The 15,696-nt window shown below is 42.4% G+C and carries 13 protein-coding genes; 8 read left to right on the top strand and 5 right to left on the bottom strand.

Going from position 1 to position 15,696, the window contains the following annotated elements; genetic code table 11:
• Positions 1–7: 7 nt before the first annotated feature.
• Entirely contained in the window at positions 8–805 is a 798-nt protein-coding gene (locus MN204_RS01225; protein ID WP_249869248.1) for a MurR/RpiR family transcriptional regulator, read from the bottom strand.
• A 181-nt stretch (positions 806–986) separates the two neighbouring features.
• On the opposite strand from MN204_RS01225, the gene MN204_RS01220 reads away from it, so the two are divergent.
• From MN204_RS01220 to nagB, 4 genes are all read left to right on the top strand, one after another.
• Positions 987–2,552, top strand: coding sequence for a maltose/glucose-specific PTS transporter subunit IIC (locus MN204_RS01220; protein WP_249869247.1), 1,566 nt, complete (start codon positions 987–989; stop codon positions 2,550–2,552).
• Positions 2,553–2,564: 12 nt separating this feature from the next.
• Positions 2,565–3,242 (top strand): N-acetylmannosamine-6-phosphate 2-epimerase, encoded by a 678-nt coding sequence (locus MN204_RS01215; protein WP_249869246.1) that lies wholly within the window; start codon positions 2,565–2,567, stop codon positions 3,240–3,242.
• Positions 3,243–3,374: 132 nt separating this feature from the next.
• Positions 3,375–4,544 carry an N-acetylglucosamine-6-phosphate deacetylase gene (gene nagA, locus MN204_RS01210; protein WP_249869245.1) on the top strand — a complete coding sequence of 390 codons (1,170 nt, stop codon included), beginning with the start codon at positions 3,375–3,377 and terminating at the stop codon, positions 4,542–4,544.
• 105 nt (positions 4,545–4,649) lie between these two features.
• Positions 4,650–5,372 (top strand): glucosamine-6-phosphate deaminase, encoded by a 723-nt coding sequence (gene nagB, locus MN204_RS01205; protein ID WP_249869244.1) that lies wholly within the window; start codon positions 4,650–4,652, stop codon positions 5,370–5,372.
• A gap of 100 nt (positions 5,373–5,472) precedes the next feature.
• On the opposite strand, the gene MN204_RS01200 is transcribed toward nagB, so the two are convergent.
• From MN204_RS01200 to MN204_RS01190, 3 genes are all read right to left on the bottom strand, one after another.
• A complete protein-coding gene (locus MN204_RS01200) occupies positions 5,473–5,865 on the bottom strand; it encodes a hypothetical protein (protein ID WP_249869243.1) in 393 nt (130 codons plus the stop codon).
• A gap of 433 nt (positions 5,866–6,298) precedes the next feature.
• Positions 6,299–8,524: an O-antigen ligase family protein gene (locus MN204_RS01195; RefSeq protein ID WP_249869242.1), complete on the bottom strand. Its 2,226-nt coding sequence runs from the start codon at positions 8,522–8,524 to the stop codon at positions 6,299–6,301.
• A gap of 390 nt (positions 8,525–8,914) precedes the next feature.
• Positions 8,915–10,675, bottom strand: a complete 1,761-nt coding sequence (locus MN204_RS01190) for an LPxTATN C-terminal sorting signal domain (protein WP_249869241.1) — start codon at positions 10,673–10,675, stop codon at positions 8,915–8,917.
• Between the two features lie 706 nt (positions 10,676–11,381).
• Between MN204_RS01190 and MN204_RS01185 the strand changes: the two genes are divergently transcribed.
• Positions 11,382–12,308 carry a DMT family transporter gene (locus tag MN204_RS01185; protein WP_249869240.1) on the top strand — a complete coding sequence of 309 codons (927 nt, stop codon included), beginning with the start codon at positions 11,382–11,384 and terminating at the stop codon, positions 12,306–12,308.
• Between the two features lie 145 nt (positions 12,309–12,453).
• Here MN204_RS01185 and MN204_RS01180 read toward each other — a convergent pair whose 3' ends face one another.
• Positions 12,454–12,867: a hypothetical protein gene (locus MN204_RS01180; RefSeq protein ID WP_249869239.1), complete on the bottom strand. Its 414-nt coding sequence runs from the start codon at positions 12,865–12,867 to the stop codon at positions 12,454–12,456.
• 241 nt (positions 12,868–13,108) lie between these two features.
• On the opposite strand from MN204_RS01180, the gene MN204_RS01175 reads away from it, so the two are divergent.
• From MN204_RS01175 to MN204_RS01165, 3 genes are all read left to right on the top strand, one after another.
• Positions 13,109–14,053: a nuclease-related domain-containing protein gene (locus MN204_RS01175; protein WP_249869238.1), complete on the top strand. Its 945-nt coding sequence runs from the start codon at positions 13,109–13,111 to the stop codon at positions 14,051–14,053.
• 79 nt (positions 14,054–14,132) lie between these two features.
• Positions 14,133–14,642 carry a hypothetical protein gene (locus tag MN204_RS01170; RefSeq protein WP_249869237.1) on the top strand — a complete coding sequence of 170 codons (510 nt, stop codon included), beginning with the start codon at positions 14,133–14,135 and terminating at the stop codon, positions 14,640–14,642.
• 70 nt (positions 14,643–14,712) lie between these two features.
• Positions 14,713–15,696 (top strand): RpnC/YadD family protein (locus tag MN204_RS01165; RefSeq protein WP_249869236.1); only part of this gene is annotated, 984 nt, incomplete at its 3' end.

The raw sequence follows: 15,696 nt of genomic DNA, 5'->3' as shown, positions 1-15,696 counted from the left end.
CCTTTTTTTATCCATATTTACTAATCGCCCTTAACGTCTTCTTTCGTTGCTCCATTAATCTCTCATGATTCAACAACTTATACGTCAAAATATCCAGCAAAAATAGCCCTGGAATTTGTGTATTGATAAATTTCTCGTCATCAATATATTTATAGCTTGAGATTAAAATTACTTCGTCTGCAAGCTTCGTCAGCAATGTATCTTCATAATTGGTAACAGCAATTGTCGTGGCATTGTTTTCTTTTGCCAATTTTGCCGAATCGACGACAGATTTTGTCTCGCCTGAATTGGAAAAACAGATTAATAGGTCATTTTCATCCAATAAGGCACTTTTCATGAGCATGCCATGTGCGTCAGTCATGGACTGTGAGGAGATCCCCATGCGCTGGATACGGCTGTTGAACTCGTTGGCAATCAGGCCGGAATTTCCGACACCACAAAACAATATGTTACTCGCACTTAATATTAAACCGACAATCCTGCTCGTCTGTTCCTCACTGATGAATTGCTGTGTCGATTTGATAATGGAATGGTAGTAATTATAAATAATATCAAATGTTTTATCCGTTTTAATCGTTTCGACAGCATTTTGTTCAATGGAATATTTCATTTGCTGAAATGAATCAAAATCAATTTTTTTGCAGAACCTAGTAATACTTGCGGGCGATACTTCAATCTCATCGGATAAGTCAGTAATTGTTTTGTTGATGACAGTATCTTTATTTGCCACTAAATAGCGAATAATTTTGCGATCATTGCTCGTTAATATGGAATTGTATTTTTGAATTCTATTTTCGAAGTTCATCAGCATCATTCTCCTTTCAGGAAGCATAGGGACGGTTCTCTTGCTTCCGAAGCAAGAGAACCGTCCCCATGCTTCCCTCTCATGATAACATTTTGTAACAGGAATCTAAAATAAAGTATTGACGACTATGAAAACGTTTGATACGATAGTTTTGAAATTATTTTCAAATAGGAGGTACATCATGAAAAGGTTTTTCAGTAAAGCACAGCAATTTGGGAAGTCCTTTATGTTACCGATTGCAATTTTACCTGCAGCCGGTCTTTTGTTAGGAATTGGTGGAGCACTTTCCAATCCAAATACAGTTGCCGCATATCCAGTATTGGATTTTGCATGGCTTCAGGCTATTTTTACGGTGATGAGTTCAGCTGGTAATATTGTATTCGCTAACTTACCGGTAATTTTCGCTGTCGGAGTTGCCATTGGTTTGGCTAAATCCGATAAAGGGACTGCTGGGTTGGCTGCTTTAATAGGTTATCTCGTAATGAATGCAACGATAAATGCAGTATTGATTATTACGAATAATTTAGCTGTCGAGAACTTATCGGCAGTTGGTCAAGGTTTTGCCCTCGGTATTCAAACACTTGAAGCAGGTGTATTCGGTGGTATCGTTGTCGGTATTATGGCAGGACTCTTGCATAATCGCTTCAATAAAATCGAATTGCCACAGTTTTTGGGATTCTTTGGCGGTTCCCGTTTCGTACCAATTATCACATCCTTTTCAGCAATATTGTTAGGGGTTGCGATGTACTACATATGGCCGATTTTCCAAAGCTTTATTTTCAACATCGGTGATATCGTTAATGCAACCGGTTATATCGGAACATTTTTCTATGGCTTTATTCTTCGTATGCTTGGGCCATTTGGTTTGCATCATATTTTCTACTTACCGTTCTGGCAAACCGGACTTGGTGGGGCAATGGAAATTGGCGGTCAATTAGTTCAGGGTACACAGAATATTTTCTTCGCTCAGCTTGGCGATCCAAGTACAGAGCGGTTCTTTGAAGGAACAGCCCGCTTTATGTCCGGACGTTTTATTACGATGATGTTTGGTCTGCTCGGTGCTGCTTATGCGATTTATCGTATGGCAAAACCAAAAAACAAGAAGGTTGTCGGTGGATTGATGCTTTCTGCTGCACTAACTTCTTTCTTGACAGGTATTACAGAGCCATTGGAGTTCTCATTTTTATTCGTAGCTCCAGTACTCTACTTTGTGCATGCAGTATTCGATGGTCTGGCATTTATGCTGGCACATATTTTCCAAATTACGATTGGACAGACATTCTCGGGTGGTTTCATCGACTTTATCCTGTTTGGTGTCCTGCAAGGTCAGGCGCTGACGAACTGGATCTATGTCATTCCAATTGGTATTATCTGGTTCTTCCTGTATTTCTTCACATTCTCATTCCTGATCAAGAAGTTTAACTACAAAACTCCTGGTCGTGAAGATGAAAAAGTTGTCGATGCCAATGCGGACGATGATGCTGGCGCGAAAACCGTCAATATGGATAAAGCAGCTCGTCCATATGCAATCATTGAAGCGCTTGGTGGAGAAGCAAACCTTGTTGACGTGGACAACTGTGCAACCCGCTTGCGTGTTACCGTTAAAGATGGTGAAAAAGTAAACAAGGAAGCTTTAAAAGAAACTGGAAGCAAAGGTGTTATTTTGAAAGGGGACGGGGTACAGGTAGTATATGGCCCGCAAGTTTCCGTTATTAAAAATGAAATTGAAGAAGTGTTAGAAGATTAGGAGTTGAAAACTGTGCATTTACCAAAACATTTGATCGTATCCTGTCAGGCTCTCGAGGATGAACCACTTCATTCCTCCTATATCATGAGCAAGATGGCCCTTGCCGCTTATCAAGGTGGGGCAAAAGGGATTCGAGCAAATTCAAAAGAAGATATTATCGAAATCAAAAAGGAAGTCAACCTTCCAGTTATCGGAATCGTAAAAAGGGATTATTCGGGTTCCGAGGTTTACATTACAGCGACTACAAAAGAGCTGGACGAATTGATTGAGAGTGGCTGTGAAGTGATCGCGATGGATGCAACCTTCAGTGAAAGACCGGAAAAATCACTGGAAGCGCTCGTTGCCTATGTGCGCAAAAATGCTCCTGGCGTCGAGTTGATGGCTGATATCGCAACAGTGGAAGAAGCAGTCCATGCGGAGAAGCTTGGTTTTGATTATATCGGCACGACATTACACGGTTACACAAAGGATACTACTGGTAAAATGCTGCATAATAACGATTTTGCCTTTTTGAAAGAAGTCCTTCAGGCTGTGAAAAAACCCGTTATTGCAGAAGGTAATGTAGCAACACCGGAAATGCTAAAGCGCGTATTTGAACTTGGTGTATACTCCGCTGTTGTTGGTGGCGCAATCACGAGACCGAAAGATATTACAACTAAATTTGCGAATGAAATTAAGGATTTCGTCTAAAAGATTATCTCTTATTGATGCCATTGAATGGAAGAGGTGTGTTCAGCTTAAAAAATTTCAAGCTGAATCCGCCTCTTCTATAGATGGCTCTTTCTGTTTGAGGTATGCTAAAATGGGAAGGAGCGTGCGTACATGCAGAACACGTCACTTTATTTGAAAAATGTTACGATATATCTGGAGAAAAAGATAGTTCCAGACGGTGGGATTTATATTGAAAATGGACAGATTAAAAGGATTGTTGAAGGCGGCGAATTACCTGATTTACCTGCGGACGTGCAAATAATCGATGGAAAACATCTCAATGCCATACCCGGCTTTATCGATGGCCATATTCACGGTGCATACGGTGCCGATGTGATGGATGCGACAGCAGAAGCGCTCGATACGATGGCAGCAAATTTGCCAAGTGAAGGGACAACAAGTTTTCTTGCAACGACGATTACCCAGTCCCCGGAAAATATTGATGCCGCACTGGAAAATATCTCAAGGTTTGAAAATAAGCTAGGACAAACCGAACTGCTTGGTGTCCATCTCGAAGGTCCGTTTGTGGAGAAATCGAAAGCAGGCGCACAGCCTGAAAAGTACATTATCGAACCTGACATTGAGAAGTTTTTGCGGTGGCAGGAGCTTTCCGGTGGTAAAATTAAAACGATTACGATGGCACCGGAGCATGATAATGACGGATCCTTTATCGGAAAGTTAGCTGAATCCGGAGTCAATGTCTCAGCAGGGCACACAGCGACAGATTTTGCTGGTATGAAACAGGCAGTCGGACACGGTGTTCAGCAAGTAACCCATCTGTGCAATGCCATGTCAGGAATCCATCACCGGGATATCGGAGTTGTCGGTGCTGCGTTTCAGTTGGAGGCATTGCGTGGGGAAGTTATCGCAGATGGAATTCATATCGCACCGGAAATGCTTCAATTGATTTTCAACAATATGGGAAGTGAACGATTGATCCTCATTACCGATGCGATGCGCGCAAAAGGCTTGCCAGCGGGCGATTACGAATTAGGCGGCCAGCCGGTTATCGTGAATGAAGACCGGGCTGTGTTGAAGGACGGCACATTGGCAGGAAGCATCTTGAAAATGCATGAAGGTGCACAGCAGTTGCTGAAGCTTGATGGAGTTGATTTTGAAGACATTATTAAAATGGCATCCATCAACCCAGCGAAGCAATTAAATGTCTATGATAAAAAAGGGAGCATCCAAGTCGGCAAAGACGCAGACATCCTATTAGTAGACAACCAACTAAACATAAAACACACCATCTGCCGCGGCGCGATTGCCTACAGCAGTTAGAAGTAGTTGGGTGCCTGTTACTCCTCGAATTTTGTCGAAAACCGAACAGTGCCAGGCACCACCCGAAATTTGTCGAATGATGTATATGGAAGGAGCTAGTATGTAATGGAGATAATAAAAGTAAAAGATTATGACGAAATGAGCGAGAAGGCTTGCTCCTATATAGTAGAAAAGATAAAAGAACTGCAAGAACCAGTACTTGGTCTTGCTACAGGTTCAACTCCAGAAGGCCTGTACGACCGTTTAATTCAACAAAATAAAGAGCAGAACGTGTCATTCAAGAATGTTTCGACATTTAACTTGGATGAATATGTAGGCTTGGGAAATGACGATCCGAACAGCTATCATTATTATATGAACGAAAAGCTTTTCAAACATATTGATATCGATAAGAACAATGTTAACTTGCCAAATGGCGTTGCTAAGGATTTGGACAAGGAATGTCAGGATTATGAGAAAAAAATTATCGATGCGAAAAAGGTCGATGTTCAGGTGCTTGGTATTGGCATAAACGGTCATATTGGGTTCAATGAGCCTGGAACAGCCTTCACCAGCAGAACCCATGTCGTCGATTTAGACGAATCGACTCGTGAAGCGAATGCAAGATTTTTTGCTTCCTTAGAAGAGGTACCTAAAAAAGCAATCACAATGGGAATTGACTCTATTATGCAAAGTAAAGAGATCCTGTTGCTTGTATCGGGATCCAGTAAAAGCGAGGCACTTGATCGCCTGTTGAACGGAGAAGTTTCGGAAGAGTTTCCAGCTTCTATATTACAAAAACACAGCAATGTAATGATTATTGCAGATGAAGCAGCATTGAACGGGTAATGGCAGCGCCCTCCGGCGGTGTCTGTCACTCCCCGAATTATGTCGAATCATATATGAAAGGGGATGAGTGCTCACATGATGCACACATCCCCTTACGATTTTAAATCTTTTTAACAGCAATCGCCGGTGAATAGCTTGCTATCCGGCAGTCCTTCAGATTCTCTTCTGCGAGCAAGCCTAGTTCAATTGCTGCATTAATTTTCCCATCATCCGGCTTCTTCACCACTTTAATCAGGTCATGCAATTGCATCTCTTCCAGCAGTTCCAAGGTATCCTTCTCATGGAATTTCTCCGTTTTTCTAATCTGCCTAAGTAGCTTGTATTTCCCTTCAACAACCTCACCCTTCTTATTTGTCCCGGCATATTGATCCATATAGGCATTAAAATTAGCCTTCAACTGACTCATCTCTGCTTCTACTTCCTTTTTCATCTTATTGAGATCATAATATCTGGCCAACATTTCTTCAGTAATCAGCAAGTTCTCTGCATCCATCTATATCCCTCCAGATAAAGCTTGTTTTATAGAGTTTATTTTAGTTGGGGAGGGAATATTACTATAATGTTAATTGGGGTGGAGATCATTGGTTGGTTTTTGTGTGAGGTGAGCTGTTGGGGGCGGGGGTGAGCGTGCGAGCAGGAGAGTGGAGCGTTCCGTGGTTCGGGGCGGGCGTTCGAGCGAGGGGGATGAGCGTTTAAGGCCTGGGATTGAGCGTTCGAATATGTACTTGGAGCGTCCATGGCCTGGATCGAGCGTTAAATCCAGAGAGTTGATTGTTCATAGCCTGGTATCGAATATTTATGATCTGAGAGCAAGCGTCTGTACCTCGCTCCCAATCTCTGCTAACCATAAAACAAAAAACCTTCCCCCTATTAAAGGGAGAAGGCCAACCGTAATATTTAGCCGCAGCACACAACAATCAAGATATTCACTCCATAAATCTCTCCGCCAAATCAGGATAAACCGCCTGATAAGCTTCCAATACATCAGCAGCCTCTTCAAATTTCCCTGCTTCCTGAAGAGAAAGAACCAAAAGAACTACCACATCTTCTACAACATCACTATCAGACTCGAGTCCCATAAGAATAGTTTCAATTGCTACTGTGTCTGCGAGCATGTAATATACTTCCGCAGCCATTGACTTGGCGTCATCAGAAACCTGAAATTTCCTGCTATTATGCTCATTGCCAATTGGATTTTTTTCAAAGTCCGCATAGGTTATGACTAACTGCTCATACACCGCTATCGCGTCGTTCAGATGATTCCCTTTTGCCGAAGGATCAGTCTGCTCGCGATCCAGTTCCAACTTTACCCGAATGGCAGCTTCATAAATATCGGTTCCAAAATCATCCAAGTCCAAAGCTTTCTCAAAAAGTGATGACGCCATCGCTGTTTCACCAACATCCTCAAGCATTAATCCTGCCTGATACAGAAGGAAGGAGTTATTCGGTTCCAATTCAGTCAGTTTTCCTGCAATGCCGATAACATTTTGGCTATTCGCTTCTACGTTTATATCCCGATTGACGAGCTGAATATATAAATTCCCTGATGCGAACAAGTAGCGGTGGCTATATGGATTTTTATCCACTGCTTCATTCAAATGGAATTCTTTTTCAGAAATATTATTTGTATTGATGGCAAGCCTGTAATCGTGTTCGGCGGTCATAAAGCGATAAGAGAAAAAGCCAACCACAAGCAGCAAACCAAAAAAAGCATAGATTCCATATTTGTAAAATTTCGTATCGATCAGCTTCCCGGCACCCAAATTTTCCTCGCCCAGCAAGCCATAGACCAACAGCCAAAGAAGCAGAAGCCATACTGTACCAAATGATAAATTGAAGTCAATCAAGCTATGTAACAAAATAGTGAGACTGGAAATCATAACGGCAATAAATGCGGTGTTCTCGTCGCTATGTCGATATTTTTTTACAATGATAAAATAAAAAAATCCGAATACAGCAATCATCCCTGCCAGCCCGAGCCAGCCGATATCGATTGCGAATTCAAGGTACTCGTTATGTGCTTTATTGGCCTGATATGGTAATTGCTGATAGGTACGGTAAAGGGACGCCCATGAATCGCCACCCGAGCCAAAAAGCGGCGATTCTTTCGTCATTTCGAAAGCGTCCTGCGTAAACAATACCCGCTCACGTGCGGACGTACTTCCCGTCATACTGGATATCCGCTCTTGCAGGTCAGTAGGCATTTGCTGATAGACCAGACCTTTAAACCCTAAATCCAAAAGTAACAAAAGAGCAAACACCATCATGACAGCTGGACCAATGAACCGGTACAATCTGTTATCGCCAAATTTATCAAATTTGGGGTTCGAAATCCATTTCTTAATAAAAATCAGCAACAGAACGACGATGCCAGAAATGATAGTTATGTAGATAAGATTTGCTACAGGTGTATCCTGTTTGAGAATAACGGTCCCCATAACACCTGCCACCACAGAAATGAAGGTATAAAGAACATATTGAATCTGCTTTAATGGCCTTAAAAGAAGTAGCCCCACAAACCAGGTCACTGGCAGAACCAAAAACATCCCCCTGGAATACGACTCGATAAAACAAATCATAAAAATAACCAAAGGAGCAGCGTACAAAATAAAAGTCGGCAGGTTATTCCGAGACTGCAGCAACATCATAAGCGAAAATAAATAAAATACGCCCATAATCATTCCAAATGTATTCGGATATTGAAAAACACCAGCAAACCGATCAAAAATAAATGCTGTTGGATATTCCAGCCAACCAAACTGATTGAATAGCATATGTATAGCAATCCAAATGCCAGTAATCTGAAATACAACCGGCAATAACTGATGTATCTTTTTATCCCTGCTCGCTGCCCAATATAATAGAAGGAAAAAAGCCACATAACATGTCCAGCGCAACAAAGAATTCCATGCCCCCATCGGGTTTTCAGCGTTGAACAGGGAAATCAAATAGAAAAAAGGCAAAACAACAATAACCCAAACCGGTTTGATGGAACTTAATTCTTTCTTTATGATTAACGTAAGGAACAGCATGATGAATAGCCCAAATACAAGCAGCTGAACACCATAAAAGTCCGTATCAAAATAAAGCCCTTTCTGATACGGTGAAAAAATAAAAATCAAAGCCAAAAAAATAAAAATAAACCAATTCATCCGATAAATCCTCCGATTCCTGATAGATACCCATATTATTATACACGACGATAGTCACGGCAATTGTCGGAAAATGAAAAAATATGAGAGATGGGGGGTGTCGGTTTTCTCAAGTCCGACAGTGATTCTCTCCCGTTTAAGCGGAGCTGTCTCCCGATTAGGCGGAGCTGTCTCCCGTTTAGGGGGAGCTGTCTCCCGTTTAGGCGGAGCTGTCTCCCGTTTAGGCGGAGTTGTCTCCCGTTTCGGCAGCGCTCTCTCCCGTTTGGACGTTGCTCTCTCCCGTTTGCGGAGTGCTGCCTCCCGCCCGACGATGCTTCACTCCCACAAAAAGATAATACTCTCCCCTAAACCCACCAAAAACCCCTTCCAACTCATGGAAGGGGTCAGACATTAAGCTTTTTTAGGTTTCTTCCAAATAACCAGAAGTAAACCGAATAAAAGGACGATCAAGCCAATCGCTAGAATGTTAAATGTATTGGTTGCTGTGTCAGGTAAGATACTCCCTAATTGATTTTGCTTCGGAGCATCAGTCGCTGTTTCATCAGCCGAGCTGCTTTTGCTCTTACTGGAAACCTTGTTCACAGATTCAGGAGCGTTCTTCTTTCCTTTAGAAGATTCATCTTTATTCTTATCTTCATTCACCCCTGTAATCACCAACGATTCCCCATTGTTGGTAGGTGACCCGCTGCCTGGAACTTCGAAAATGCCATACGTACTAAAGTGATAGATGTTTGCGACAATTTCACCTGTTGCCGCATTAATGCTGACAAATTGATTTTTATAATCGGTAATCTTGCCATCCTGGTCGATATAGCGGAGGACAATATCGTTCCAATTTGTCACTTTCTTCGGATCCACATAGAAGGTTACTTCAAAGGGTTTGGGAAAAGCAGTGTTCTCCACATATTCATAATCCAGAAAAAGGCTAAAGTCATAGACGGAACTCTTTGCGTTCGGATACTGATCTGTCACATTAGTCAGATCCAGAGCCAGGATATAACTATCTTTGCTCAATGACTTGAGCGCACCAATTGGAACAGCTACTTTTATTCCATCATTTGTTAGGATGAGCTCCTTGTCACTATCCAATGTATCCAATAAAATCTTCGTAATCATAAAATATTTTGCATTCTCTGCAACGACATTTCCATTACTATCTTTTAAATCATTTAAAGCATCTTCAAATCCAATCAAATAGTATACATCGTCGGTAACTTTTCTATCTTCGGGAACGTAAACGAATTCATCCTCATCTTCTTCATGAGTCTCATCCGGTTTGTTGTCTTCTGAAACCGTCTCATCCGTTTCACTGCCAGGCTCCTCAAATATTGCATAGGTTCTCCAATGATAGACCTCTGCAGTAATCTCTCCAGTTTCCGTATTAAATGTTAGATTCTGATGTTCATAGTCCACAAACTCATAATCTTCGTTCATATACTTGATCACAACATTTTCCCAATTCTCAACTGCATCTGGGTCGATCTGGAAAGTCAGCGTTACAGGCCCACCAATCTCATCGTGATACTCCCATTCATATTGATCGACCATACCAATCCAGAAAACTTCGCTCAATGGCGGAACATGCCCAGCTATATTCACTGGAGTTAGGTGGAAATCGATATATTCTAGACTGGAATAATTTCCTCTGATAGACGAAAGCGGAATTTGCACGCTACTGCCGTTAAAATTCAAATGAACCGAACTATCATCATCCAACGAGTCCAATAATCCCGGTGTAAAGGTTATCCAATCACTATCATTTGCAACAACATCCCCATTTGAATCGATGTAATCACCTATATTGAATTCATTGAAATCATACCGGTAATAAACATAACCAGCTACCGTTTCAGCCGAATAGCCAATGGCTTCATATACATCATCGGTAACATCTGTTTTCTCATCAAAATCCAATTCATCCCAATAAACATCACCCGTAACATCTGTTTCCTCATTAAAATCTAATTCATCCCCATAAACATCTTCTCTCGTATTCTCTTCTTCACCATATACATCTGAGCGGACATCATTGTCATCAGTCAACCCTGCATGTGTATTGCCAAAAGGTAAAATTAGCAATGCAAAAGCAATCAAACCACTCAAGAAACCAAGAAAATCGGCCTTTCTCATCTTTTTCTTCCCATTCTCCATTAAGTTCGTACCTTCTCTCTATCTATTAGTAAAAATATCCAATATATAAAGTTTAGTAAGATAGTCCTAATTAGTCAACAAATTTCGTGAATTAATAGAGATATTTAACAAATACCCACTATGTTTAAACAAGATTGAATTACTGCCGATTGCGTTTCACTTTGTTCCTTATGAAAGGCCATTCCGCTTTAATCTGTTAATTTGCGTTCTGATACCAATTCGCTTATGATAAACATTGTTCTGAATACGAAATATTATACGTGGGATCGCGCCTAGGCACGGGGATTCTGGGTCAACTCGGGCGAGCACCCGGGCCAAACGGGAGAGAGCGCCGTTCAAACGGGAGAGCCTGCCCTCCATTCGGGAGAGAGCTCCGTCCAAACGGGAGAGCCCGCCTCCAAACGGGAGAGAGCGTCGTTCAAACGGGAGAGAGCACCACCGAAACGGGAGAGCTCCGTCCAAACGTGAGAGAGCCCCGTCCAAACGGGAGAGAGCGCCGTTCAAACGGGAGAGCCTGCCCTCCATTCGGGAGAGAGCTCCGTCCAAACAGAAGAGCCCGCCTCCAAACGGGAGAGAGCCCCGCCTAAACGGGAGAGAGCCCCGACCAAACAGGAGAGCACCCCGTCCAAACGGGAGAGCACCGCACCAACTTGGGAGAGCAGCTCGGCCAAACAAAAAATCCCAACCACCCCAAGGAGATGACATCATGAACAATCTATTTCAAAATAAATGGTCCGTTATAGCCATTGCCATATTCTGCTCGATATTATGGGGGAGCGCGTTTCCGGTGCTGAAAATTAGTTATGAGGAATTGCAGATGGCACCGGATGATACGATTGCCAAAGTTGTTTTTGCCGGTTGGCGCTTTTTGCTTGCAGGCCTGATTGTATTGGTAGGTTTGCTGCTTACAAGTCCGCGTCATCTATTGGTGACACGCAGGCAGATTAAAGTCCTTATAATTCTAGGTATCTTCCAAACCTCGCTCCAATACTTTTTCTTTTATAATGGACTGGCAAAAGTATCTGGGATGCAGGGTGCAATCCTATCATCAAGTGGAACATTTTTTACCGTTCTAATCGCCCATTATTTTTATACCAATGACCGTATGAATTGGAATAAGACAATCGGTTTAATCGCCGGATTTACTGGTATTATTGTCGCAAACTGGGGACAGGAATTTCAGCTGAGCTTCCAGCTGACAGGGGAGGGCTATATGATCCTCGCTGCCTTGACTGGTGCAATTGGAACAATCATGGCGAAGGAACTTGCGACAGGGATCCATCCATTCGCACTTACCGGCTGGCAGCTGACAATCGGTGCAGCGATTCTGCTCATAATCGGCCTTCCTCAAATCAGTGAAAATGCCATTATCTTCAATCCGCTTGGAACAGGCTTATTAATATATTCGGCCCTATTGTCTGCGGTCGCCTTTGCACTCTGGTATTCACTGCTCAAATACAACAAGGCAGGGGAAATCAGCATGTACAAATTTGTTGTTCCCGTTGCCGGAACCGTTTTGTCAGCAATGTTCATACCGGGCGAAGAGTTAAATTTGTTTATTGTTGGGTCAATAGCGCTTGTGGCCGTTGGTATTGTAGCGATTAATTATAAAGGGCGCGGGGAGCGTACGTAAACGTAGCACCACATATATAGATATAAAAATAAACCCGATCTGGATTGTGGGAATCCGGATCGGGTTAGTTTATCGAGGTAATCTATATATTCAGTAGACTGATTCTTAGAAGTATAGTTAGGAAGTATGAAGAAGTTTTCCACATTTATTTCATACCCATCGTATTTTTAATGCGATGTATATCTACTTTGCTTGCCCAAGTATCCTCTCGAAGTAGGTCCTGGTTAGTAGAAATAAGACTAATTTCTTCTTTTAATGAGCCGAATTCCTTTGCATTCGCTATCTTCATTCCGTCCATTTCCGCCTTCAAGTACTCCTGCCCATTGCGAAGTGCTGCTAATATCTGCCCATGTTCTTTAAATTGTTCGCTGTGTTCCTCATGCTTTTTGCTATGCTCATTAAGGATTCCAGTATGTTTATCAAGAATGCTGCTATGCTCATTAAGGATGCTAGTATGTTTACTAAGAATACTGCTATGCTCATCTAAGGCTTCTCCATGCTCATCCAACTTTCCAATAATCTTCTCAAGCATTGCTATAATCTGATCTTCCTTCTCCATGCCATTCACCTCCTTTTGATATCTTAAATATAGCACAAAATCATGCGAACAAAAAATGACATTTTTCCAGGAAAAAGGTGAAACTTCTCTTTTAGAATGGTTTCGTTATTTGAAAATATTATTTTAGTCCAGCATTCGATTATTTTATGCATTATATTTAATAGAAAATTAAATTTTAGCAAATTGCCAAATCCTGGACAGTGGTTATAATATAGTTATTACGATCGGAAAGGAGTACATGATGATCATAAGAAAACGTCCAAAACCTCTCGTGCTGCAAAAATACGAAGCCATCGCACCCCGGCTTAGGAGGAACTTCCCACGCTTGCAGGAAATCCAGTATGAATCTGCCAAGTACCTCAAGGGCTATAAGGGAGAACTGAAAGTAGATTACTATCTGTCCCTGCTAGCCGATAAACACACGATTCTGCAGGATGTCTGCTTACCTATAGGCGGTCAGTCTGTGCAGATAGACAACCTCATCCTAAGCCCCCAGGCAATCTATTTGATTGAAGTGAAGAACTACAGCGGCAAAATCATATTCGACACTGTCCTCAACCAGTTCATCCGCGATGACGGCAAAATACAAACGGGCTTCAATCACCCCATTACCCAGGTGGAAATCCAACAAATCAAACTTCAAAACTGGCTGCAAGAACGTGGCCTTCCAAGTATTCCAATCTATCATTTTATTGCAATAAGTGATCCAGCCACAATACTAGAGGTTGTCGGCGACAAAGAAGCTATTGCAAAAGTAGTAGTAAGAGGAGAGAGCACTCCGATGAAACTAATGAATCACGAAAAAAGCTTATCCAGCAACACGCCTGTACAACACCAAAAAATTGGATATACGATTCTACGTGAATGTAGAGAATTTGATATCGATATTATGACCAAGCATAGCATAAAGGGGAGTGATCTATTACCCGGGGTGCAGTGCCCGGCATGTGGGTGGCTCGGAATGGAGCGGACACACAGCAACTGGCAATGCAATAAATGTCATCATAAATCCCCCACAGCACATAAGAAAACGCTGGAAGATTACTTATTACTAGTAAACCCCTGGATTACAAATTCAGAATGTATGCGGTTCTTAAATTTCAAATCAAAAAATATAGCCACAAGGTTAATGAAAAATGCCGGACTGAAATATGATGAAAAGCATAGGAGATGGTATAAGAAGTAGAGAGTAGGCCAGGCGAGGCTGGTGAGCTTTCTCTAATACGGTAGAGCGGGCCGTCTGAGCGGGAGAGCGCGCCCTTTAAATGGGAGAGAGCCTCGCCGAAACGGGAGAGAGCACCGCCGAAATGGGAGAGAGCGCCGCCGAAACGGGAGAGAGCGCCGCCGAAACGGGAGAGAGCACTGCTGAAACGGGAGAGAGCACCACTGAAACGGGAGAGAGCACCACCGAAACGGGAGAGAGCGCCACCGAAACGGGAGAGAGCACCACCGAAACAGGAGACAGCACCGCCTCAACGGGAGAGAGCACCGCCAAAACGGGAGAGAGCACCGTCGAAACGGGAGACAGCGCCACCAAAACGGGAGACAGCACCGTCGAAACGGGAGAGAGCACCACCGAAACGGGAGAGAGCGCCACCCAAACGGGAGATAGCACCGCCTCAACGGGAGATAGCACCGCCAAAACGGGAGAGAGCAGCACCGAAACGGGAGACAGCACCGTCAAACCGGGAGAGAGCGCCGCCGAAACGCGAGACATCGCCGCCCAAACGGGAGACAGCACCCTTCAAACAGGAGAGAGCACTTCCCAAACGTAGAGCTGCTCCCACGCTGTCGAATTTCCGTATCAAAAACAAATTCATATTCACCAAAGGATGTGGTAAAATAATGGCAACAATTTACGTATTTGAGGATACTGCAAATTATAAATCAATACAATCAGACCAGGATGGGTTATGGAAAAAATTAATTGGCGAATTATTCGAGGAGTTTATGCAATTTTTCGCTCCCGAATTGTATGAAGAAATTGACTTCACAAGAGCACCGGAATTTCTGCAACAAGAGCTTTTCCAAGATGTGATAAACGAAAGGAAAGGAAGAGTTAATGCGGATCAAATTGTGAAAGTGTTTATGAAAAGCGGTCAGGAAAGATGGATATTGGTTCATGTGGAAGTGCAAGGAATAGCGGGCAAGGATTTTTCAAAGCGGATGTTCCGTTACTTTTATAGAATTTATGATAAATTTAACAAGGAGATTTATGCGATTGCCTTGATAACTGATACTGAGTACTCGAGTCAGCACAATGAATTTAATCTTTCCTTTTTTGGTACTGAACTTACCTATGCATATAATATGTACAAATTTCATGGAAAAGATATCGAAGAATTGGAGCAATCATCGAATCCATTTGCTGCAGCAGTGCTGGCTGGTATTTACGCGAGTAAAAGTAAAAATGAGGCACACAAGCGTTACACGTTTAAACGAAAACTAATGATTCAAGTCCTGCAAAAATTTAGCACCGAACAGGAAAACCCCCGCATCTATCTAAGCAGTATATTTTACTTCATCGATTATCTACTCCACGTTCCAGAATCCTTAAAAAAGAAATTAAGCGAAGATATAAGACCATTAATAGGAATGGAGGTGTCCCAAACAATGCGTGCAGAAAAAGAAAAGTTACCACCTACAATAGCAGAGTTGTTTGCTGAGGCGAAAGACGAAGGATTAGTAAGAGGTAGAGAACAGGGAAGAGAAGAAGGCCGAGAAGAGGCAAAAAAGATGTTGGCTCAAGAGTTAATACGTGAAAATTTTTCGGATGAACACATTGCAAAGTTAACGAAATTGAAGGTAGAAGAAGTAGCAAGGTTGAGG

This window comes from Oceanobacillus saliphilus, assembly GCF_023522835.1.
GTDB lineage: Bacteria > Bacillota > Bacilli > Bacillales > Amphibacillaceae > Oceanobacillus > Oceanobacillus saliphilus.
The sequence above is the reverse complement of the archived record's forward strand: the minus strand, read 5'-3'. Positions and strand labels throughout refer to the sequence as shown.

Bases quoted from the DNA above. Each gene is read 5' to 3' on its own strand.
- MN204_RS01220 (WP_249869247.1), top strand. From the start codon at position 987: ATGAAAAGGTTTTTCAGTAAAGCACAGCAATTTGGGAAGTCCTTTATG.
- MN204_RS01185 (WP_249869240.1), top strand. From the start codon at position 11,382: ATGAACAATCTATTTCAAAATAAATGGTCCGTTATAGCCATTGCCATA.
- MN204_RS01180 (WP_249869239.1), bottom strand. From the start codon at position 12,867: ATGGAGAAGGAAGATCAGATTATAGCAATGCTTGAGAAGATTATTGGA.
- nagB (WP_249869244.1), top strand. From the start codon at position 4,650: ATGGAGATAATAAAAGTAAAAGATTATGACGAAATGAGCGAGAAGGCT.
- nagA (WP_249869245.1), top strand. From the start codon at position 3,375: ATGCAGAACACGTCACTTTATTTGAAAAATGTTACGATATATCTGGAG.
- MN204_RS01190 (WP_249869241.1), bottom strand. From the start codon at position 10,675: ATGGAGAATGGGAAGAAAAAGATGAGAAAGGCCGATTTTCTTGGTTTC.
- MN204_RS01200 (WP_249869243.1), bottom strand. From the start codon at position 5,865: ATGGATGCAGAGAACTTGCTGATTACTGAAGAAATGTTGGCCAGATAT.
- MN204_RS01195 (WP_249869242.1), bottom strand. From the start codon at position 8,524: ATGAATTGGTTTATTTTTATTTTTTTGGCTTTGATTTTTATTTTTTCA.
- MN204_RS01225 (WP_249869248.1), bottom strand. From the start codon at position 805: ATGAACTTCGAAAATAGAATTCAAAAATACAATTCCATATTAACGAGC.
- MN204_RS01170 (WP_249869237.1), top strand. From the start codon at position 14,133: ATGGGAGAGAGCCTCGCCGAAACGGGAGAGAGCACCGCCGAAATGGGA.
- MN204_RS01175 (WP_249869238.1), top strand. From the start codon at position 13,109: ATGATCATAAGAAAACGTCCAAAACCTCTCGTGCTGCAAAAATACGAA.